The 24152-nt window shown below is 73.6% G+C and carries 2 protein-coding genes; both read left to right on the top strand.

The window, feature by feature from the left end:
• Window positions 1-2 precede the first annotated feature (2 nt).
• Window positions 3-10208 (top strand): SDR family NAD(P)-dependent oxidoreductase, encoded by a 10206-nt coding sequence (locus ACIBLA_RS10090; RefSeq protein WP_399198338.1) that lies wholly within the window; start codon window positions 3-5, stop codon window positions 10206-10208.
• Entirely contained in the window at window positions 10205-24145 is a 13941-nt protein-coding gene (locus tag ACIBLA_RS10085) for an SDR family NAD(P)-dependent oxidoreductase (RefSeq protein ID WP_399198337.1), read from the top strand. Before ACIBLA_RS10090 ends, ACIBLA_RS10085 begins: the two co-directional genes overlap by 4 nt.
• Window positions 24146-24152 lie beyond the last annotated feature (7 nt).

Raw genomic sequence — 24152 nt, 5'->3', positions numbered from 1 at the left:
CCATGCCGGAGAATCGATCGCCCCAGCGCTCCCACGACCTGCTGCGACCGCTCGCCGGCCGGCGGGCCGCCACCACCGTCGGACCGGACGACCCGGCCGTCCGGGATCACTTGGTCCACCAAGTGCCGGTACTCCCCGGCGTGTTCCTGCTCGACCTGGTGCTGCGCACCGTACGCAGGGGCGGGATCGACCCGGGCCTCGTCGAACTCCGCCGCATCGTCTTCCACGCACCCGTCATGGGCTCCCGCGGTCGGAACGCGGTGGAGGTCGGCATCGGCGAAGCGGCGGAGGGGCAGCCACTGCCGGTGACCGTGCGCAGCCGCCCGGCGGACGACCCACAGGCACCGTGGGAGACCAACTGCACGGCCGAACTCCACCGGGCCGACGACCGGCCCGCCCGCCACATCGACTTCGCGGCACTGGTGGACACCGCCCCGCGCAGGGTCTCCGTGGACGACCTGTACGGGCTGGTGCGCGGTCTCGACATCGACCACCGGGGCTTCATGCGGGCGTCCGGCACGGTCCACGTCGGCTCTCACCACGCGGTCGCACGGATGCGGCTCGCCGACGAGGCGGTGGCCCACCTCGGTGACTTCCACGCCCACCCGGCGGTGCTCGACTTCGCCACCCTGGTGCCGATGCTCCTGCTCGACGGGCACGGTTCGGATGGGCCCCGCCCCGCCTACATCCCCCTGTACATCGAGTCGTTCCGCGCCCGCACAGGGGTGGCGGCGGACAACGTGATCCACGTCCCCGGACCGGTCGGTGGGGGACTGGACAGCGAACTCTTCGACGCCGACCTGGAGATCTGCTCACCGAGCGGCGAAGTCGTCGCCGAACTGACCGGCTTCCGCGCCAAACGGGTCCGGTCCGCCGGCCTGATCACCGACCGCGCCCGGCCGTCGGCCGACCGCCCCCGTGGTGCGGCGGACTCAACCCCCTCCGCAGCCGCAGGCGGTGAGGGGGACTTCGAGGACCGGGTCGGTGCTCTCGTGGCCCGGCGGCTGGGAGTCGGGGTCGCCGACGTCGACAGGGACCTCGGTTTCTACGAGTGCGGTCTCAGCTCCGTCGATCTGCTCGGCATCGCCGCGGACCTGGAGGAGATCCTGGGCGTCGAGCTGTACCCCACGCTGCTCTTCGAACACCCCACGGTCCGGCGGCTGGCCGGCCACGTGCGCCAGGAACACCCCGTCGCCACCGCCTCGGCACAGCCCGCGCCAACGCCCGTGACGCCGCCGACGCCGGCGTTCATCGCCCCGGCTGCCGCGCCCGTCCGGCGGACCGAGCCCTCCCACGACGACGGTCCCCGGGCGGAGCCGCTGGCCGTGGTGGGCCTGGCCGGCCGCTACCCCGGGGCCCGGACCCCGCAGGAACTGTGGGAGGTACTGGCCGAGGGCAAGGACCGCGCCACCGCCGTTCCGCCGGACCGCTGGGACCACACGGCGTACTTCGACCCGCGCCGGGGCACACCGGGCCGCACCTACTCCCGGTGGGGCGCCTTCTGCGAAGGAGCGGCCGACTTCGACGCACCGTTCTTCCACTTCGACGACCGTCAGGCCGAGCTGACCGACCCTCACGAACGTCTGCTGCTCCAGACCGCGTGGGAGGCCATCGAGGACGCCGGGCACACCCCCGAGGGGCTCGCCGAGCAGACCGGCCGGGCGGTGGGGGTGTTCGCCGGCGCCATGTGGAACGACTACCAGCTGCACGGACTGGACCAGCTGCGCGCCGGGACGGCCGACATCGCCGGATCCTGGTCCTCGGCGCTGTCCAACCGCCTGTCCTACGTCTTCGACTTCGCGGGCCCCAGCCTCACCGTGGACACCGCCTGCTCCGCCGGAACGGCCGCCCTCCACCTCGCCGCCGACGCGATCCGGCGCGGCGAGTGCCGCGCCGCACTGGTCGGCGGGGTGAACCTGTCCCTGCACCCCTACAAGTACCTGAGACTGGCGGAACTCGGACTGCTCTCGCCGACCGGGCGCTGCCGCCCCTTCGGCAGGGACGCGGACGGCTACGTACCCGGCGAGGGCGTCGGCGTCCTGCTCGTCCGGCCGCTCGGAGACGCCCTCGCCTCCGGCGACCACGTCTACGGACTGGTACGGGGCTCGGCGCTGCTGCACAGCGGGCGCACCGGCGGCTACTCCGTACCCAGCCCGGAGGCACAGGCCCGTGTCGTCACCGCCGCGCTCGCGGACGCGGGAGTCTCACCGCGCACCATCGGATATCTGGAGGCCCACGCGTCCGGTACCCCGCTCGGCGACCAGATCGAGGTGGAGGCGCTCACCTCCGTGTACCGGTCGGCCTCCGACGACCGGGGCTACTGCGCCATCGGCTCGGCCAAGCCGGTCATCGGACACCTGGAGGCCGCGGCGGGCATCGCCGGTATCACCAAGGTGCTGATGGCCCTGCGGCACCGGACCCTGCCGGCAGCCGCGGACGTCGGCGACCCCCATCCGTCGATCCGATGGGAGACGACCCCCTTCCGGCTGCCCGCACGCGCCGAACCCTGGGCGGCCCCGGTCGACCCGGCCGACGGCAGCACACTGCCCCGGCGCGCCGCTGTCAGCGCGTTCGGAGCGGGCGGCGCCAACGCCCATGTGATCGTCGAGGAGTTCACAGCCCCGGACGTGCCCCGGCCCGCCGGTGGCCGGCCCCTCGCCGTCCCCCTCTCCGCACGCACCGAGAGCGCGCTGCGCAAGCAGGCGGGACGCCTGGCGGCGCACCTGAGGCTCCGCCCGGACCTGGAACTCGCCGACGTGGCCCACACCCTGCGCACCGGCCGCCGCGCCATGGCGCACCGGCTCGCCGCGGTGGCCGCCACGACCGCCGAACTCGCCGACGGCCTGCGGGCGTTCGCAGAAGGCCGGCGTCCCGGCTGTCCGGTTCATACCGGCACCGTGGCCGACGGATCCGATGCCGGACCCGCCCGGCCCGGCGACGAGGACGACACGGCCCGCCGGTGGGCGGCCGGAAGCCGTACCGAGTGGAGTGTTCCCGACGGAGCCCGCAGGGTCTCGCTGCCGACCTACCCCTTCGAAGGGCGTCGCCACTGGCTGGGCGACACCGATCAGCCCGACCCGGCCGCCGCGCCCGACGGTGTCCGGACGCTGCTGTACGTCGCGTCCACCACCCCCCTGCCGCTGCCGGACCGCGCCGCCGCTCCCGACGGCCCCCTGCTCGTCTTCGACACCGACCCCGAGCGGACGCGCGCGCTGCGCGCGCTGCACGAGGACGTCGTCGTCGTCCGGCCGGGGATGTCGTATCAGCGCACCGCGCCCGACACGTTCGAGATCGAACCCGGTGACATGAAGCAGTACGCCCGGTTGGTGACCACCCTGCGGGCGGAGGGACGCGACCCCGCCGCCGTCCTCCACCTCTGGGCGCTCTCCGCGGGCGACACCACGGGCAGCACCGGTACAGGAGGCGTGCTCTGCGCCCTGTTCCTGTGCCGGGCCCTGATGACCGGGGTTCGACGACCCCTGCCCGTCGTGTACGCCTACGCCTCGCAGGGCACGAGTCCGGGCCACGCCGCGGTCGGTGGGCTCGCCCGCAGCGTCCGGCTCGAACAGCCGAAACTGCTGCTCAGGGCGGTGAGGTTCGCGTCCGGGGAGGCTGACGCCGAGACTCTGTGGGCCGAGGTGTGCGCACCGGCGGACGAACGCGGGACCGAGGTCCGCCACACGGACGACGGCCGCTTCGCCGAGGTCTTCCGGCCCGCCGGGCAGTTCGCCGGCGACGGGGAGCCGGGACCGGTCCTCGGCCGCCCCGGCGGTGTCTATCTGATCACCGGTGGGGCCGGCGGAATCGGGCTGCACACGGCCCGGCGGATCGCGGCGACGGACGGCGTCTCCATCGCACTGCTGGGCCGCTCGCCCGCGGACCACCGAACGGAGCGGGCGGTCTCCGAACTCCGGGCGCTCGGCGCGGACGCCGTCTACCTCACCGCCGACGTGACCGACCGGCCCGCGCTGCTGACCGCGGTGGAACAGGTACGGCAGCGATTCGGCCCCCTCACCGGAGTCGTACACGCGGCGGGGGTGCTCGACGACGCCCTCCTCGTCAACAAGACCCGCGCCTCCGCCGAGCGGGTCCTCGCGCCGAAGACGGAGGGCATCGCCGCCCTGGACGCCGTCACCGGTGGCGACCCCCTGGACTACCTGCTGATGCACTCGTCGCTCGCCTCGGCCGTCGGCAGCCTCGGCGGCGCCGACTACAGCGCGGCCAACCGCGCCCTCGACGCCTTCGCGTCCTGGCGGGAGGAACAGCGGCTCGCCGGTGCCCGGCACGGCGCGACCGTCGCCCTGGACTGGCCGCTGTGGCGGGACGGCGGGATGCGGATCGACCCGGCGCTCCAGGACCGGGTACTGGCCCGGACCGGATCGGTTCCGCTCGACACTGGCACCGCTCTCGACACCCTCGACGCCGCACTCGTCCTCGGAGCGGAACGGGTGGTCGTGCTGCATGGCGACCCCGCCCGGCTGACCGCCGCGCTCGACACCGTGCCGCAGGCGCTCGACTGCGCGCCGGACGAGCCGTCGGCGGCGCCGACGCGCTTTCCTGGGCCGTCCGCCCTACCGGACCAACGGGTCCGCGCCGAAGCCGCGGTGGAGGCCATGGTCACGGCGGCGCTGCGCCGGGCCGGCACCGAACCGCCGCCCGACTGGACAAGGACGGGCTTCATGGCGCTGGGACTGACCTCGGTACAACTCGCCGGGCTGACGACGGAACTCGGCACCTGGCTGGGTGCCGAGCTGCCGGCCACCACTCTCCTGCGTTACCCGGACACCGACCGGCTCGTCGGTCATCTGCTCGACGATCACGCGACGGCGGTGTCGGCGGTGACAACTTCGTCGGCCGGGCCCGTGCCCGACGGGCCGCCCGCGGACGGCAACCGTGAACAGGGCGGCGGGAGCGGCCCGGACGGAATCCCCGTGGGCCCGTCCGCGCCGTCCGCCGTCGTTCCCCGCGTTGCCCCCGTTCCCCGTCCCGGCGCAGGCATGGCGCGCGGGGAGCAGCCGATCGCCGTCATCGGCATGGCCGGGCGCTTCCCCGGTTCCCGTGACACCGCCGGATTCTGGGCCGACCTGCTGGCCGGCCGCGACCTGGTGGGCCCGGTGCCGGCCGAACGCTGGGACCACAGCCTCTTCCACGACCCAGAGGGCCGCCGCGTGGACGCCACCGACTGCGGGCACGGAGGCTTCCTGGACGACGTCACCCGTTTTGACGCGGCCTTCTTCGGCCTCACCCCGGCCGAGGCCGAGGGCCTGGACCCGCAGACCAGACTGCTGATGGAGGTGCTGCACGAGACCTCGGAGGACGCCGCCGTCGCCCCACGCCTGCGAGGCTCGGCCACGGGCACCTTCGTGGGACGCTGCTTCGGCGACTACGACCAGGCCATGACGGCCGCCGGACGGCGTATGGGTGCGCACGACGTCACCGGCACGTCCGTCACGATGGCGGCCAACCGCGCCGCGTACCACTTCGACCTCACCGGACCTTCCCTCGTGGTCGACACCGCGTGCTCGTCGTCCCTGTACGCCCTGCACCTGGCGGTCGAGGCGGTACGCCGCGGCGAGTGCGACATGGCGTTCGCCGCCGGGACCAACCTGATCCTGGACCCCCAGCACTACGTGCGCAGTTCGGCGCTCGGGGCACTGTCCCCGTCCGGCCGCTGCCACACCTTCGACGCCCGCGCCGACGGCTACGTGCCCGCCGAGGCCGTCGTCGCCGTCCTGGTCAAACCCCTCGACCGGGCGCTCGCCGACGGCGACCCCGTCCACGCCGTGATCAGGGCTGTGGGCGTCAACCACGGCGGGCGCGCCGGTTCGGTCACCGCGCCCAACCCCGCCCGGCAGACACAACTGCTCCTGGACACCTGGGCGCAGGCCGGTGTCGACCCGGCGCACATCGGCTATCTGGAGGCCCACGGCACCGGTACGGCGCTGGGCGACCCCGTCGAGATCGAGGGCGCGGTCGCGGCCTTCCGACGCCACACCACCGCGTCGGCCTTCTGTGCCGTCGGGTCTGCGAAGGCGCACCTGGGGCACGCGGAGGGAGCCGCGGGGCTGGTCGGCCTCGTCAAGGCCGTCCTGCAGACGCGGCACGGGGTGATCCCCGCCATGCCCGACTACAGCCGTCCCAGTCCGCACATCCCTCTCGACGGGTCCCCGCTCCACATCCCCACACGCCTGCTCGACTGGGAAACTCCCGCCGGTCGGCGCCGTGTCGCCGGGGTGAGTTCGTTCGGCTTCGGAGGGTCCTACGCCCACGCGGTGGTCGAGCAGGCTCCCGGCCGGCCCGCCTCCGCCGCCGCCGACGAACCACGGCTGTTCCCCTTCTCGGCGCGCGACCACCGGTCTCTGCGTCAACTGGTGCGACGTCACCGCGACTTCCTGGCCGGGACGCCGCGTACGCCCCTCGACGGGCTGGCCGCGACGCTTCACCACGGCCGCGAGCCGATGCCTCACCGGGTCGCCCTGGTCGCCGCCTCCGCCGATGGGCTGCTGTCCGCGATGGACGAGTACCTGGCCGACCAGGACACCTTGAACGCGGTGTACGTCGCCGCCGCCGACCGGGCCGTGGGCCCGCGGCTGCGGGAGGCGGCGCGCATCTGGGCCGGCGGCGGTGCGGTCCCGGACGACGTGTCACCCGGTCCGGGAACTCCGCGCATTCACCTGCCCGTTCACCCCTTCGCCGGGAGCCGACACTGGTTCGCCGACACCGATGCCCCCTCCGGCACTGCCGTCCCCCAGGAGGCCTCCAGGGGTACGGAGGAGCCGGCGGTTCCCGACGCGGGGACGGGCGCGGCCGAGGCCCCGGAGGTCTCCGAGGTGCGCCGGCACGTCCTGGCGAGTGGATTCTCCGGCCGGCACGCCGGGCTGGGCCTGGACCGGCTCGACGACCTGCTCAGGCGCTGGTGCGTGCGGCTGCTCGGCGAGGGCGGCTCCCCGCTCACCGCCGAGCGCCTGCGCGGCATGCTGCAGGACGAGGACCGGTACGGACGGCTGGCCGACGCGCTGGCCGCGATGAGCGCGACGCTGCCCGGCCCGGTCGGCCCGGCGGACTTCCCCGCCGAAATGGCCGCCCTGCGCGCGGAACACCCCGAACTCGGCCCCTGGCTGGACCTGGTGACCGTGTGTCTGCCCCGGCTGCCCGACATCCTGGCCGGCCGGGCGGACGCCCTGGAGGTGTTCTTCTCTCCCGACCACCCCGACCTGCTGCTGCACATCTACGACGGCAACACCGTCGCCGACCATCACAACGAGATCGTCGCCCGGCTGGTGGCCGCCCGCGTACGCAACCTGCGGGAGTCCCGGCCCGACGAGCCCGTACGGCTCCTGGAGATCGGCGGAGGCACCGGCGGAACCACCCGGCGGCTGCTGGAGGCCGTCGCGGAGTACGGCCCCGGCGTGAGCTACCAGTTCACCGACGTCTCGCCCGCCTTCCTGCCTGCCGCCCGCGCCCGGTTCGCCGGAACGCCGGTGGCCTTCTCCTGCGCGGTGCTCGACCTCGACCGGGATCCGGTGGAGCAGGGCTTCGCACCGGGCAGCGTGGACATCGTCGTCGCGGCCAACTCCGTCCACGCGAGCCGCCACCTCGGGGAGAGCCTTGCCCGCGTCCGCAGGCTGCTCGCCCCCGCCGGTGTGCTCGTCCTGGAAGAACTGGTCCGTAACCACGACTGCATGGCCGCGATGATCGGACCGCTGCCCGGCTACTGGTCGGCCACGGATGCCGGGGTGCGACTGCCGCACTCGCCGTTCTTCGACGTACCGCGGTGGCGGGCGGCCCTTGCCGAGCAGGGGTTCGAGTGCACGTGGGCGCTCGGCGCGCCGGACCTGGCCGAGGACGAGTTCGACAACGCGGTGCTCTACAGCCAGGTGCCCTCCACCGTCCCGGCACGCCGCATGCCCACGCCCGTGAGCAGTCCCGTGCCCGTCCCCGAGGTTTCCTCCGCACCGGCCGTCCCGGCGCCCGTCACACCGCCCAACGCAGACGCGGACGAGATTCGTGAACGCCTCCGCCCCGTGTTCGCGAGCTTCTTCGGACGGGAGCCCGGGGAGGTGGACACCGCCACGCCGTTCGACCGCTACGGAATGGACTCCCTGAGCGCCATTCAGCTGGTCCGAAGTCTGGAACCGGAGTTCGGCAGGCTGCCGAAGGTGCTGCTCTACGAGCACACATCGATCGACTCGCTCGCGGCCCATCTGGCCGTACACGCGCCGGTTCCGTCGAACATCGCCCCGGCCCCCGCCGCCCCGGAGCCTTCGACCGTTCCGCGGTCCGCCACTCCCCGCAGGACATGGACCAAGGACGAGGCGCCCGAGGACCCGGTCGCCATCGTCGGAATGGCCGGGCGCTTCGCGCGCTCACCGGACCTGCGCACGTGGTGGCGTCGGCTGCGCGACGGCGAGCACCTGGTCGGTGAGATCCCCGCCGACCGGTTCGACTGGCGGGAGGTGTTCGGCGACCCGCACCGTACGCCCGGCACGGTGAACAGCCGGTGGGGCTCCTTCATCGACGGCGTCGACGAGTTCGACGCCGACTTCTTCGGTATGACCCCGCTGGAGGCCGAGTTGATGGACCCCCAGCAGCGGCTGATGCTCCAGACCGCCTGGCACGCGGTGGAGGACGCGGGCCACCGCCCGGCGGACCTGCGGGGCAGCCGGACGGGTGTCTTCGTCGGCGCGACCTCCCACGACTACGACTGGCAGCTCCAGCGCGCCGGACGCCACCGTGAGGGACATGTCGTCAGCGGCAACGGCCACTGCCTGATCGCCAACCGCGTTTCGTACCAGATGGACCTGCGCGGGCCCAGCGAAGCCGTGGACACCGCGTGCTCCAGCTCGCTGACCGCCCTGCACCGGGCTGCGCGCGCGGTCCGCGCGGGGGAGTGCGAGGCCGCGCTGGTCGGCGGGGTGCACCTGTTCCTGACGGCCGATCTGTTCGTGGCGCTCGGTCAGTTGGGCATCGTGTCGCCCGACGGGCGTTGCGCTGCCTTCGACCGCCGGGCCAACGGCATGGTCCGCGGCGAGGCCTCCGTCGCCGTCCTGGTCAAACCGCTCTCCCGGGCTCTCGCCGACGGCGACACGGTCTACGCCCTCGTACGCGGCAGCGGCGTCTCGCACGGTGGGGGCGGCCACATGGACTCCCTGATGATGCCCAACCCGACCGCCCAGGCGGATCTGATCGCCTCCGTCTACCGCGATGCCGGAGTCGACCCTCGTACGGTCACCTATGTCGAGGCGCACGGCACCGGCACCGAGGTCGGCGACCCGATCGAAGTCCGGGGGCTGCGCAAGGCGTTCGCCTCTCTGGACGGCAGGACGGACGCCGAAGAGGTCGAGCCCTGGTGCCTGCTCGGTACGGTCAAGTCCAACGTGGGCCACACCGAGGCGGCGGCCGGACTGACCGGAGTCGTCAAGACGGTTCTCGCCATGCGGCACGCGATGGTTCCGCCGACCCTCCACTTCACCGAGCCCAACCCCCTGCTCGACCTGGACGGCAGCCCCTTCCGGGTGGCGGACCGGCTCACCCCGTGGCCCGCGCACGACGGACCACGGCGGGCCGGGGTCAGCGCCTTCGGACTGGGCGGCACCAACGCGCACGTCCTCCTGGAGGACTTCCCCGAGACCCGTCCCTCTGCCGTCCCGGCAGCCGGGGGGAGCCCGTTCGTCGTGCCGCTGTCCGCCCGCACTCCGGAGCGGCTGCACGCACAGATCGGGGCCCTGTACGCCGCCCTCACCGGGCCGGGGCCCCTGCCGGCGCTTGCCGACATCGCCCACACCCTCGCCGTGGGCCGGGACGAGATGGCGCGCCGCGCCGCGTTCACCGTCACCACGACCGAGGAACTCGTCACCGTCCTGCGGCGAACCCTCGACGGAGAGCCGGACCCACGAGCCATCACCGGCGACGCCAATGACGCCTCCGCGACCGTCCATGACGCGAACTCCCCGTCCGATGCGGCGGAGGCCGCGCGGCGGTGGACGGCGGGCACCGCGCCACTGCTGCCCGGCCCCGGCCGGCGCGTGTCGCTGCCCGGGTACGCCTTCGAGGCCCAGCGGCACTGGGCGGAACCCCTGGAGCCGGACCGGTCGGCCCCGGCACCGGTGCCGTCGGCGGGCGACTCCCTGCCCGAACTGCTCCAGGCCCTCAACGAAGGGCGCCTCACGGTCGACCAGGCGGAACAGCTGATGGAAGGTGTGCGGTGATCTCAGGAATGAACCGGCGGGACATCCTGGAGCGCGTCCGGACCGGAGAGCTGGCTGTCGCCGACGCGGTCGCACTCATGCGCGCCGACGGTCACAACGGCGAGGTGGTGGCCTACCGGGCCGGGTGGCAGCGAGCCGAACCGGCCGCGGCTCCCCCCTTGTCACCCGGACCCCGCCCGCTGGTCGTGCTGGACCCCTCCGCCGCCGACCGTCCCGGTCTCGCCGAGGCGGCGGGCGTGAGGGTGGTGCGGGCCACGACGGGGCGGACCGACCCCTCGGACGCCTCGGCGCTCAGAGTCGGCGACGACGCGTCGTGGGAACGCCTCTGGGAACGGCTGGACGCGGACGGCGAGGCGCCCCAACAGGTGGTCGTCGTCACGGCGGAGGGCCCCGAGCGGTGCCTGGACGCCATGTATCCGGTCGTGCGTACGCTGATCCGTCGGCCGGGCAGAAGCCCGGTCGCGATCGCGTGTGTCGCTGTCGGTGAGCGCGGCGTCGAATCGGCGGACGCTCTCGGCGGGTTCTGCTCGATCGCCGCCCTGGAGGACGGCCGGCTCCGCCCGGTGGCCGTCTCCGCCGTCGGCCTCGCCGCTCCCGTCGAGGCCGCCCTGCGTGAACTCGCGCTCCCCGCACCGCCGTTGCATCAGGTCCGAGTGCATGCGGACGGACGGTGGGTACGTACCCTGACCGCGACCGAGCTGGCCCCCGACACGGCGCCCGACGCCCTGGGCGGTGTCCATCTGGTGTCGGGCGGCGGGGGAGGGATCGCCCTGCGCCTGGCGGAGGAACTGGCCGTCGGTGCCGGAGCCCGTCTTGTCCTGCTCGGCCGGTCCGCGCCCGGCACCGGCGTCGACGATCTGGTGCGGCGCGTCCGGGACGCGGGCAGCGGGGGCGTTCGTTACGTACAGGGCGACGCGACCAGGTTGGACGACGTACGCCGGGCCGTGGCGGAGGCACACACGGCCTTCGGACCCGTCACCGACGTGCTGCACCTGGCGGGGGTCAACGAGGACGCCTACATCGCCAACAAGGCTCCCGGCGCTCATGCACGCGTGCTGGCGCCGAAGCTGGCGGGAGCGCGCGCCCTGGACGAGGCCACCCGCGACGAACCGCTGCGGCACTTCGCGCTGTTCTCCTCCCTCGCCGGGTACGCCGGCCACCCCGGTCAGGCCGACTACGCCGCGGCGGGCCGAGCACTGGGCGGCTTCGCCGTCCGGCGCGCGGAGCTGGTGGCGACGGGCCGCCGTCGGGGGCGTACCGTCTCCGTCGGCTGGCCGCTGTGGGCCGACGGCGGGATGACGCTGAGCGACACCGACCGGCGGGCCGTCGAGGCCCTCCAGGGAATGGTCGGGATGCCGCCGCGAACCGGGCTGTCGGTGCTGGCCGCCGCACTGCGGGCGGACGCGCCCGAGATCGTCGTCGTTCACGGACACCGGGCCCGGATCGAGAAGTTCGTACAGGACCGGCTCGCCCCTCCGGCCGGGTCCCCGGCGGGCGTGCGGGCCGACGAGGCGGTGGACCGTCCGTCCGGGCCGGTGAGCGGCGCACTGACCGCGACTGCCCGGGACCTCCTGCTCGGCGAGGTCTCCCGGCTCACTCGGATGAAGCCCGGCCGGCTCCGGCCCGACCAGGAGTTCTCCGCACTCGGTATCGACTCCGTCATGGTCAAACGCCTCGGAACCGCCTTGGAGGACCGTCTCGGCCCCATGCCGGCGACCCTGCTGTTCGACCACCGGACCGTGGACGACCTGGCGGCCTATCTCGTCTCGCACCACCGCGAGGCGCTGGCGGCCTCCTCGCTCGCGTCCGCGCCCACGCCCTCCGCCGATCCCGACCCCGACCCCGCGTCGTACACGAGGACATCCGGTACTCCCCGGTCGGAGCCGGCGGGGGAGGGCACCCGTGAGGTTGAGAGGGCCCCCGACGACGCGATCGCCGTCATCGGCATCGCCGGCCGCTACCCCGGCGCACGCGATGTCGACGAACTGTGGCAGATGCTGGTGGAGGGCCGCGACGCGATCACCGAGATACCGGCGGAGCGGTGGGACAAGGCCCGCTGGACCGACCGGGGCGAGCGGCTGCCCGGCACCAGCTACGGCCGCTGGGGCGGCTTTCTCGACGACATGTCCCGCTTCGACTCCCTGTTCTTCTCCGTCGCGCCGCGCGAGGCACGGCGGATGGACCCCGCCGAACGCCTCTTCCTGGAGGTGGCCTGGACCGCACTGGAAGACGCCGGCTACACCCGGGACCGCCTCCACCGTGCCACCCGCACCGACGACGGTCACGCGGTCGGCGTGTTCGCCGGCACGACGGGTCTCGCCTACGGGCTGGTCGGCGCCGAGGAATGGGGCAAGGGCAACCCCGTCCCCGCCTACTCCATGGAGTTCTCGCTCGCCAACCGCCTCTCCTGGTTCCTCGACGTACACGGGCCGAGCCTCGCCGTCGACACCGCCTGCTCCGCCTCCCTGACGGCCCTTCACCTCGCTTGCGAGAGCCTTCGTCACGGCGAGTGCCGGATGGCGGTCGCCGGAGGCGCCTACCTCAATCTGCACCCCATGAAGTTCGGCATGCTCGCCGAGCAGCGCATGATGTCCCCCGACGGCGTCTGCCGCGCGTTCGGGGAGGGCGGCAACGGCCTGGTACCCGGCGAGGGCGTCGGCGCCGTGGTGCTCAAACCACTGGCCGCCGCCCGCGCCGACGGAGACCGCGTCGACGCCGTCATCCGCGCCACCGCCATCAGCCACGGTGGCCGCACCAACGGCTACACCGTGCCCTCCCCGAAGGCCCACGCCGCCGTGATCGGCTCCGCACTGCGCCGGTCCGGGGTCGACGCCGGGACCATCAGCTGCGTCGAGGCGCACGGCACCGGTACGGAACTCGGCGATCCCATCGAGATCGAGGGCCTGGCACGGGCTTTCGGCCGTTCCGCGGAGCGGCGGGCCCCGGTGGCGTTGGGTTCGCTGAAGCCCAACATCGGCCACGCCGAGGCCGCCGCCGGTATCGCCGGGCTCACCAAGCTTGTTCTGCAGCTCAGGCACCGCACCCTGGTGCCCACCCTGCACAGCGATCCGCCGAACTCGCGGATCGACTTCGGTGCCACGCCGTTCCGGCTCCAGCGCACGGCCGAGCCCTGGCACGTCGCGGGGGGAGGGCCCCGGCGCGCGGCGCTCAGCTCGTTCGGCGCCGGCGGAGCCAACGCGCACGCCGTCATCGAGGAGTACCCGGCCGTGCGGCCGGACACCGGCACGGGTCAACTTCCCGACGAGGAGCGGCTGATCCTGCTGTCCGCGCGGACCCCCGACCGGCTGACCGCCACCGCCGACCGGCTCGCCGCATTTCTGACGGCGCCTCGGAGCGCCGACGTGACCCTCACCGACATCGCCCACACGCTGCGCGTCGGCAGGGAGGACTTCGAGTGCCGCGCGGCGTTCGTCGTGCGCACCCGCGAGGCCCTGCGGACCGCGCTGCTCTCCTACGCCGCGACGGGCGCGGCGACCGCCACCGGACGGGTTGGTGCCGAGACGCTGCCACGGCCGGCAGCGGGCCCGCAGGACCCGTCGGACCTGCGCGGCAGTGCCGCCCGCTGGGTACGGGGTGAAGAGGCCGGCCACACCGGGGCCGACCGCACGCCGAGTGGCGCCGGCGCCCCGCGAATCGTCTCGCTCCCCGCCTATCCGTTCGCCGGTCCCGTCCACTGGCCCGACACCGTCGAAACCCCGCCGTCCGTCTCCAGCCCCCCGCCCGACGGCCCGCCGCTCGCCGAACGGGCCGCCTCCGGGGCCGGATCGGCTGAGTACGCCGTCACCCTCACCCCCGAACACCCGTGGGTCGCCGACCACCTCGTCGACGGCGCCCCCGTGCTGGCCGGCACCGCCCATCTGGAACTGGCCCGTGCCGCCGCCCAGTTGAGCACCGGCCGTCCGGTCACCGAACTGGCCGACCTTCGATGGCGTGTCCCTCTGGTGGTGGCAACTGATGCCCCGTCAGCGGTACGGACGCGGCGCGACGACGGGACGGTCCACGTCGAGATCGTCACCGGATCGGTCGACAGCGCGGTCGTGCACGCCACGGCACGCGCGGTCCTCCCGGACGACACCACCCCTGCCATCGGCACGCCCGACCCGGTCGGCATCGAGTCGGTTCGGGCCCGCTGCGCCCGCGAGGTCGACGGAGCCGCGTTCTACCGAGGCGCGGATGCGCGGGGGCTCGTCTACGGACCGTCGTACCGCAGGGTCGAACGCCTCTGGTGCGGCGACGGACTGTCGCTTGCCGAACTGTCCCCCTCCGGACCGGGAGAGCAAGGGGCCGGCACCGCCGACCCCGGACTCACCGACGCCGCGCTGCACGCCGTCCACGGCGCCGTGCCCGACTGGGACGAGCCGGCCACCCGGCCCGCCGCCGCCGAGCTGGTCCGTGTTCACGACGACCGGACCGCCCCCCGCTACGCGGTCGCGGAGTTGGTGACCGCCGACCCCGCGCGGGGCACCGTCGTCTGCGACGTCCGCACGACGGACGCCGACGGCCGCGTCCTGGTCGAGATCACCGGCCTGACCGTGCTGCGGCCGAGTGTCGCCGACGTGCCGTACCTCGTGCCGGTGTGGCGGGTCGAGCCGCGATCCGACGAGGAGACTGTCCCGGCCGCCACGGGGCCCGCGCTGGTCCTGACCGCGGGGCACGACGCCGGTGTGGCCGCCGCGCTGGCGCGCCATCACGGCGCGGACGGGACGGTTGACATCGCCTCCCTCGACACCGTCGGGGAGTACCGGGACCTCCTGGAACGCTGTTCCCGGGGAACGACCGTCTACTTCACCGGCGGCGTCGACACCCGTCGACACTCCGCTACCGACCTCGACCACCTTCAGGACACCCAGCGCAGGGGCTGCCTGGCCCTGTTTCGCCTGGCCAGGTCGCTGGCCGACCTGCGCCCGCGCGACATCCGCCTCGTGGTGCTCACCAGCGACAGCCACCCGCTGCCCGGCCACCCCGTGGAGAACCCCTTCGCCGGATCACTGCACGGAATGGCCCGTACTCTCTCCCGCGAACTGCCGTTCCTCGATGTCGTCTGCGTGGACCTCGGCCGCGCCGACCTGGAGCGGTGCGCCGAACAGGGTGACTTCTCCGCCCTCGTGGTGGCCGTCGCCGCCGAGCGGAAGGCCGTACCGCTCGAGGAGGTGGCCCTGCGCGAAGGCACCCGGCTGGTCAAACGGCACACCGCTGCCCGCCTTCCCGCCCTCACTGAGGACCTGCCGCTGCGGCACGGCGGGCGCTACCTCGTCGTCGGTGGCGCCGGCGGTCTCGGACGGGTCGTCGCCGATCATCTGCTGCGCGCGTACGACGCCCGGGTGCTGCTGACCGGACGCAGGAACGAGGAGCAGCTGCCCGCCGGGACTCTGGACCGGCTGCGCGGCGCGGGCGGCCGGCTCGGCTATCTGTCCGGTGACGTGACCGATCCGTCCGACGCCCACGCCGCCGTGGGGCGGATGCACGAGGAGTACGGCGGCGTTGACGGCGTGCTCCACACCGCGTTCGTGCTGGCCGACCGGACCATCGCGCAGTCGGACGACGAGACGTTCGACGCGGCGTTCGCGCCGAGGACGAGGGGGACGGTGGCGCTCGCCGACGCGCTGACCGCCGAGAAGCTCGACTTCTTCGCTCTGTTCTCCTCGGCCGTCGCCCACACGGGCAACCCGGGGCAGTCCAACTACACCGCCGGATCCAGTTTCCTCACTGCTTACGGCGCATATCTGGCCGACCGGCTCCACTGGCCCGTCACCGTCTTCGACTGGGGCTACTGGGGGGACGAGGGCGCCGTCGCGACCCCCGAGCACCGCGAGCGGCTCGCCCGTTGGGGGGTACGACCACTGTCCGCCGCCGAAGGACTGCGGGCCTTCCGGCAGGTACTCGGCAGCGGGCTCACCCAAGTGGCCCCGCTGCGCGCCGACACCGCGGAACTGGCGCGCGTGACCCCGCTGCACCCCGGCGACCGGCTGCGCCTGACCGACGACGGGGCGGACACCCTCCGGGCCCCGGTGGCTGCGCTCGACTCCGCCCTGCGGGCCGCCGGTGAGCCGTACGCGCCCGACTACCTCGACGCGGTGGACGACTACGCCCGGCTCGCCGTGCTCGACGCGCTGCGCGACGCGGCCCCCGCGCTCGCCGCGGGCGAAGCGCGCGACCCGCGAGAACTGTCTGCCGATCTCGCGGTCCGCGACGACCGGCGGCATCTGTTCGACGCCCTGCTGGCCGCTCTCACCGCGGGTGGGCTGGTCACCGCCGACGACGGCCGGTACCGCGTCACCACCGTCCTCGCCGAGCCCGGCCGCAGGAGCGCGGCCCGTCGTCGACTGACCGACCGCTTCCGCCGCCTCGGTCCCACCCTGGACCTTGTGGACGACTGCGCCGCCGCTCTGCCGGACGTGCTGTCCGGGCGGCGGCGCGGCCTGGAGGTCCTGTTCCCCGGCGGCTCCGACCACCGGATGGCGGCCCTGTACGCCGACGATCCGCGTACCCGGCACTTCAACGACCTGACCGCCACCGCGGTGCGGGCGGCAGTGGCCGACCGGGTGGCCACCGAACCCGGCCGCCGTGTGCGGATCCTGGAGATCGGCGCCGGAACCGGCGCCACCACACGCGCCGTTCTCGATGCCCTCGGCACACAGACGGGTCTTGTCTCGTACGACGTCACCGACATCTCGCCGTCCCTGGTCGCCGCGGCTCGCGGACGGCTGGCCGACGGACGGCCCGGCATGGCGTTCCGGACCCTGGACATCTGTGGCGACCTGCCCGGCCAAGGCTTCGACGGGGACCCCTACGACATCGTCGTCGCCACCAACGTCCTCCACGCCACCGGCGACATCCGGCGCACCCTCGCCCATACGGCGCGACTGACCGTCGTCGGAGGGCTGCTCGCGGTCAACGAGGCGACGCGCGTGCTGGACGCGGTCACTCCTGTCTTCGGTCTCACCGGCGGCTGGTGGCTCGCCCGCGATCCCGAACTGCGGCTGCCGCACGGGCCCCTGCTCGCCTCCGGAACCTGGCGGGCACTCCTGGCGGAGGCCGGGTTCGAGCAGTGCCGTGACTTCGGAGTGCACGGCTGGAGCGACGAACAGGCCGGCCAGCGCCTTTTCGTGGCGCGGAGGAGTGCCTGGTCCATTCCCGCGGCGGACTCCGCCGAACCCGCCGCGGACCCCCTGCGAGCCCGGTCCGCGCATGTACCCGACCAGCCCGTGCCCGCTCCCGAATCCGCCTCCCCGGCGGACGATCTCGTCGCGCGCACCACGTCCCACCTGCGCGACCTCTTCGCCGATCTGCTCGGGATGCCGTCCGGCGAACTGGACGTGTCAGCTCCCCTCGCCTCGTTCGGCACCGACTCACTGACCGTCATGGATGCGGTGGGACGACTGGAACAGGAGATCGGCACCGTGCCGCGGGAACTGCTCGCGACGGGCGAGTCGGTGGCTGCCGTCGCTCGCGCCCTCACCGAGGTGAGGGCGCCGGAACTTGCCGCGGCGCTGCCCACGTCGCCCGGAATCTTTGAATCCGACGGGCGCGTACACCTGTCAACGCCCGGCCCCGCACCCGAAGCCGCGCCCGCCGACCCGGCGCCCACCGCTCCCCTCGGGGACGGCGAGCCCATCGCGATCGTGGGGATCGCCGGCCGCTATCCGGGGGCCGGGGATCTCGACACCCTCTGGAGCCATCTGGTCGCCGGACGACGCCTCATCACCCGTGAACCGCCCGGCCGTTGGCAGGAGACCTCACCGGACCACCCGGCCGGGGAACACGGCTGGGGCGGCTTCCTCGACGATGTGGACCGCTTCGACCCGCTGCTGTTCCGGATCGCCCCGCGCGAGGCGGAGCGCATGGATCCCGCCGAACGCCTCTTCCTGGAGACCGCGTGGGAAGCACTGGAGGACGCGGCGCTGCCGCCCGTGCGGCTGCGTGAACGGACCACCGACAGGGGAGAGGCGACCGGCGTCTTCGTCGGACTGATGCATCACCAGTACGCCCTCCTCGGTGCCGAGGAGAGAGCGCGGGGCAACGACGCACGGGCGCTCTCGGCCGGTTGGTCCGTCGCCAACCGCGTCTCCCACACCTTCGGTCTGACCGGGCCCAGCATGGCCGTCGACACGGCCTGCTCGTCCGCGCTCACCGCCCTCCACCTCGCCCTGCGGAGCCTGCGCGCCGGCGAGTGCGCCACAGCTCTCGTCGGCGGCGTAAATCTGATACTCCACCCCAGTCACCACGCCGATCTGGCGGCGGCACGGATGCTGTCACCCGGCGGTACCCCGCTCGTCTTCGACACCGCCGCGGACGGAATCGTCACCGGGGAAGGCGTCGGCGCCCTGGTACTCAAACGGCTCTCGGACGCCGTCCGGGACGGCGACCGGATACACGCCCGCATCCTCGGCTCCGCGGTCAACGCCGACGGACCGACCGACGCCTACGCGGTACCCCGCGTCGAGGCCCAGGTCGAGCTGATCGCGCGGGCGCTGCGATCGGCGGGCGCGGACGCTCGCAGTGTGCAGTACGTGGAGGCCCAGGCGACGGGTTCGCCGGTGGGTGACCCGGTCGAACTCGCCGCTCTCCGCCGGGCCTACGGTGTCCGGGCCGACGGGCACCACCTGCGCCTGGGGTCGGTGAAGCCCAACACCGGACACCTGGAGGCCGCGTCCGGGATGGTGCAGCTGGCCAAGGTCGTACTCCAGCTGAGGCACCGCACCCTGGTCCCGACCGAAGGGACTGACGGTCCGCTGACGGCGGACGGCTTCGAGGTGCCGCGCGAGCCGGTCCCCTGGCCCGCGCAGGCATCCGGGGCACCCCGCCGGGCTGCCGTCAGTTCCTTCGGGGCCGGCGGCGCCAACGCCCATGTGATCGTCGAGGAGGAACCGGCGGCCACCGCGCCGGAGAGTGACGGGACGAACCCGCCTCGGGCGCTGCTGCTCTCCGCCCGGCGTCCCGAGATCCTGCGTTCGCACGCCGGCCGCCTCGCCGCGTTCCTCCGAGGCCCCGGCGCCTCGTTGAACCCTCGCGACGTGACCCACACCCTGCGGGTCGGCCGCGAGCCGCTGCCCGCGAGGATCGGTGCTGTCGTGCACACCCTCGACGACATCGTCGCCGTGCTCGACGCCTGTGCCGGGGCCCGACCTCACGCACTGCTGGTAGAGACCGGTACCGGTGGGGGCCGGGAGGAGGACGGTGACCACCCGGCCGCCGTGGTGCGGCGCTGGGTCGAGGGCTCGGACACACGGGCCGACCACGCACCCGAGCCGGGTGCCCGTGTCGTCTCGCTGCCCCATTACCCGTTCGCGGCGGGCCGCTACTGGCTCCGTACGTCGGGCACGCCGGCTGATGGGCCGGCACCGTCCGTCACGTCTGCCGACGGGTCGGCGCCTGCCGTCACCGCCGCCGACCGTTCGGCGCCTTCCGCATCGTCCGCATCGTCCGTGCCGGAGTCACCAGCCACCGGCGTCCGCTCGTCCGAGGAGCCCTCCGTGCCCCGTACGCACTCCGTCCCCGGCGACGACAGCCGGCCGTCCGCCGCAGTGACGATGCGGCGCACCGTCACCGAGGCCATCTGTGACCTGCTGGGTGTGGCGCCGTCGGACATCGATCCCGGCGACCATCTCAGCGACTTCGGGCTCGACTCGGTCACCATGGTGCAACTCGCCGACCGGCTCGCCACCGTCACCGGAACCGATCTGACGCCGCAAGTGCTCTACGGCTGCCGGGACTTGGCAGCCTTGGTGGATCACCTCGTCGCGGCCACCCACGGCCCGGCCGGCGACAACCCGCCCTCCTTCTCCGCCCCGGAGCCGGCCCCAGGGCCTGCGCCATCGCCGGCACCCCGTCCCGAGCCCGTGACGGAGTCCGAACCCGTCCCCGCTCCGTCGGCAGCCGGTGCCGTCGAGGAGCCTGTGGCCGTGGTCGGAATGGCGGGGGCATTTCCCGGCTCACCGGACCTCGACACCTTCTGGGACAACCTCGTCCAGGGGCGCGATCTCATCTCCCAGGCGCCCGCCGACCGATTCGGTGCCGACGCGCGCGCCTTCCGCGGCGGGTTCCTGGACGGCGTGGACCGCTTCGACGCCGACTTCTTCCAGATCTCCCCGCGCGAGGCACGGGTGATGGACCCGCAGCACCGGCTGTTCCTCCAGACTGTCTGGTCCGCCGTCGAGGACTCGGGCCACAACCCGCTGGACCTCGCCGGAACCACCTGCGGGGTGTTCGTCGGTGTGGCCTCCTCCGAGTACGGCGAACTCGCCCAGGAGCGCGGCGCCGACCTCGACGGACAGCTCATGACCGGCAACGACCACAGTGTGCTGGCGAACCGCGTTTCCTTCCTGCTCGATCTGCGCGGCCCCAGCGAACCGGTCGACACCGCCTGCTCCAGTTCCCTGGTCGCCGTCCACCGAGCTGTCCGGGCGATCCAGACCGGTGAGTGCACATCGGCGATCGCCGGCGGCGTCAACGTCATCGTCGCGGCGACCGGCTTCGAGGCGTTCGGCCGCTCGGGCATGCTGGCCCCCGACGGCCGATGCAAGTCCTTCGACCACCGGGCCGACGGCTATGTGCGCGGTGAGGGCGTGGGCGCTGTACTGCTCAAGCCCCTGAGCCGGGCTCTTGAGGACGGCGATCACATCCACGGAGTCATCGCCGGCTCGGCGACCAACCACGGCGGGCGCGCCGCCTCGCTCACGGCGCCGAACCCCGCCGCCCAGGCCGAGGTGATCTCCCGTGCGCAGCGGCGCGCCGGGGCCCGGCCCGAGACGATCGGATACGTCGAGGCGCATGGCACCGGCACCGCACTCGGCGACCCCATCGAGGTCACCGGTCTGCGCACGGCGTTCGAACCGCCCGTGGGGAGCCCGATGGACGGCACTCCCCGCCAGTACTGCGGCCTCGGCAGTGTGAAGACCAACGTCGGGCATCTGGAGACGGCCGCCGGCATGGCGGGTCTGTTCAAGGTGCTGCTTGCCCTTCGTCACGAGATGCTGCCTCCCACCCTCCACGTGGAGCGGGTCAACCCGCTGATCAGGCTGGCCGATTCGCCCTTCCACCTGGTGACCTCGGCCCGCCCGTGGTTCCCCGTCGTGGACGGTGCCACCGGCACGCCGCTGCCTCGCCGCGCCGGGGTCAGCTCCTTCGGCTTCGGCGGGACGAACGCCCACCTGGTGGTGGAGGAGGCGCCGCGCCCTGTGCACGCCGTGCCCCTATCGGCGGACGGCGGTGACCACCTCTTCGTACTGAGCGCGCGTGACGAGGACCGGCTCGACGCCGCCGCCCGCGGGTTGCTCGACCGCATCGACCGCTGGGAACGGGACGGCCTGCTGCACACCGTCGCCCCGGCCGACGTCGCCCGAACGCTCCAGACGGGGCGTCGCCACTTCGCCGCCCGACTGGCGGTCGTGGCACCCTCGCTCGGCCGGGTCGCCGAGGCGTTGCGCGCCCGCGTGGACGGCGACGGCCCGCGTACGGCACGTGGCGGGCAGGACGGCGGCCGAAGCCGGTACGACGACGGCGACGTGCGGGAGGCGCTGCGCCGGGCGGCCGACGGTGACCTCACACGGCTCGCGACGGTCTGGGAGGCGGGTACGGACGTGGACTTCGCGATCCTGTGGGCCGGCGCCGCCGGGACGAGGGTTCCGTTGCCCACGTACCCGTTCGCCCCCGACAGGTACTGGCTCCCCGACGCCCCGGCACCTGCCACCGCGGCCCCTGCCGTACCGATCGCATCCGCCACTGCGCGGCCCCCGCACACCCCTCCTCCTCCGCCGTCGGCCACTGCCTCCCACCCGGCCCCGGCCCCATCCACTCCCGCCCCGCTCGCGGCGCAGCCCCTGGACGCGGCCTCCGCCCTGCGCAGCCATGTGCGCGCGGCGGTCGCCGACGGCGTCGGCATCGCGGCGCGTGACGTCGATCCCACGCGGGACTTCGCCAGCTACGGCGTCGACTCCATTGGTGCCATGCGGATCATGCAGACAATCCAGAACCGCTACGGGGACCACATCCCGATGGCCGCGATTCTCGAACACCCCAGTGTCGACAGGTTGGTCACCCACCTGGAGCGGGACTTCGTCCTGCCCGACGAAGTGCCGACCGGCCTGGACCGGCGCAACGGTGTCAGCCGCAGCGCGCCCGCCCAGCTCCCTGCCCCGCCCGTCGCTCCCCGGCCCCGGCTCGTGCCGTTCACCGCAGACGGGCCGGGAACGCCCGTGTACTGCGTCTTCGGTGACACCGGTGAACTGACCTGGCTGATGCATCTGGTGGGGCAGTTGGGGAAGGACGGCCCGGTGATCGGCGTCGAGGCGCCCGGTTTCCGCGACGGGGCGACACCCGTTGCCGACGTCGACGTCCTCGCCGATCTCTGTGCCGAAGCCGTCGTCGCGGCGCACCAGGGAGGCTCCTGCCGCATAGCCGGCCAGGGTCTGGCCGGCTATGTCGCCGCGCAGACCGCCCGCCTGCTCCACGACCGTGGCCTGCCCGTCGAGGAGTTGCTACTCATCGGGACCCCCGCCCCCGGGGAGCAGCCGAGGAACGAGACGCGGACGGCGTCACTGGCCGAGGTGGCCGCGACGCTGGCGGGTGTGTGGGGCGCCGGCCGACCGGCGAACGCCGCCGACCTGGCGGGTGGCCCGGAAGGGGAAGGGCTGGCACGGGTCTGCGCGGCGCTGGCCGCCCACGCGCCGCTGGACACCGAGGCCCTGAGCGCCCGGCTGGAGCGCGGCGCCCGATGGCGGGCGGCGCTCGTCACCGCCGCCGCCTCCCACCGGTTGCCCCCGATCGGCGGACCGGAGCGCACCACGGTCGTACGGGCCGCGGCCCCGGGAGGCGCGCCGGGGGACTACCACCGCTGGATCGCGCCGCCCCCGGAGATCGTCGACATCGACGTCGAGCCCTGGCGGCTGCTGAGCGCCGGGCACGCCGGACGTATGGTCGGCCGCACCCCGGCGCGACCGACCGCCCCCGGGAGCCCGGCGGCCTCGCCCGTGGTGGCCATCAACCGGCACGGTGACAGCCGCCGGTCCATCTGGGCGCACAACCTCTACGGCGAGGTCAGCTACGCGATCTACCTCTCGCGGCACCTGGGCCCGCACACGCCGGTCATCGGTCTGGAACAGATCGGCGCCGCCGCTGCCGACGGCGAGCCCCGCCGATACGACTCGGTCGAGGACATGGCCGCCCACTACGTCGAAGAGCTGCGGAACCGCTTCCCCGGGGAGCCCTACCTGCTCGGTGGGTGCTCCTTCGGTGGGGTTCTCGCCTACGAGATGGCCCGGCAGCTTCAGCTGGCGGGCGAGGAGGTGAGCCATCTCATCGCCATCGACCCGATCATGCCGGGCACCGAGGCCTGGGACAGCGTGGACTGGGGCACGGTCACCGAAATGGAGGCCGAGGCGTTCTCACTGGTCATGCTCGGCAACGCGATGTGTCAGCGGTGGGGGGTCGGCGAGCAGATCCGGCTCGACTCGCTCACCGGTCTCGATCTCGCGGCGCAGCTGGACCTGGTGGCCCGTCACATCCGTGACCGCTCCGCCGCCCGCCCCGACCAGAAGATGATCGAACGTCAGATCCTGGTCCGCCACGAGCTCATGCTGCACAACGGCGATCTGCTCCAGGCTTATCGGCCGGAGCCCCTGCGCAGCGCGGTCCCGACCACGCTCTTCCACGCCACGGAAGGCTTCCTCGCTCCCGGCAACAGCAACGACCTGCCGGCCGTGCCACGTACAAGCGCCGACCGGTCCAACGGGCTGGCCGAGTTCGTCGGTCCGCATCTGACCATCCACGAGATGCGCGCCGACCACCACACCATCGCCCACGACGAGAACCTGGCCCGGATCGCCGGAATGTTGTCGCCGGTACTCAACACCCCCACGTTCCCCAGCAGCCTGTTTCCCGCCTCGCTCAGCCCGGCGGGCCCCGAAGCCACCAGGTGAGGAAACC

Origin of the sequence: Streptomyces sp. NPDC050433, from assembly GCF_044458565.1 — a bacterium.
Lineage (GTDB): Bacteria > Actinomycetota > Actinomycetes > Streptomycetales > Streptomycetaceae > Streptomyces.
The sequence above is the reverse complement of the archived record's forward strand: the minus strand, read 5'-3'. Positions and strand labels throughout refer to the sequence as shown.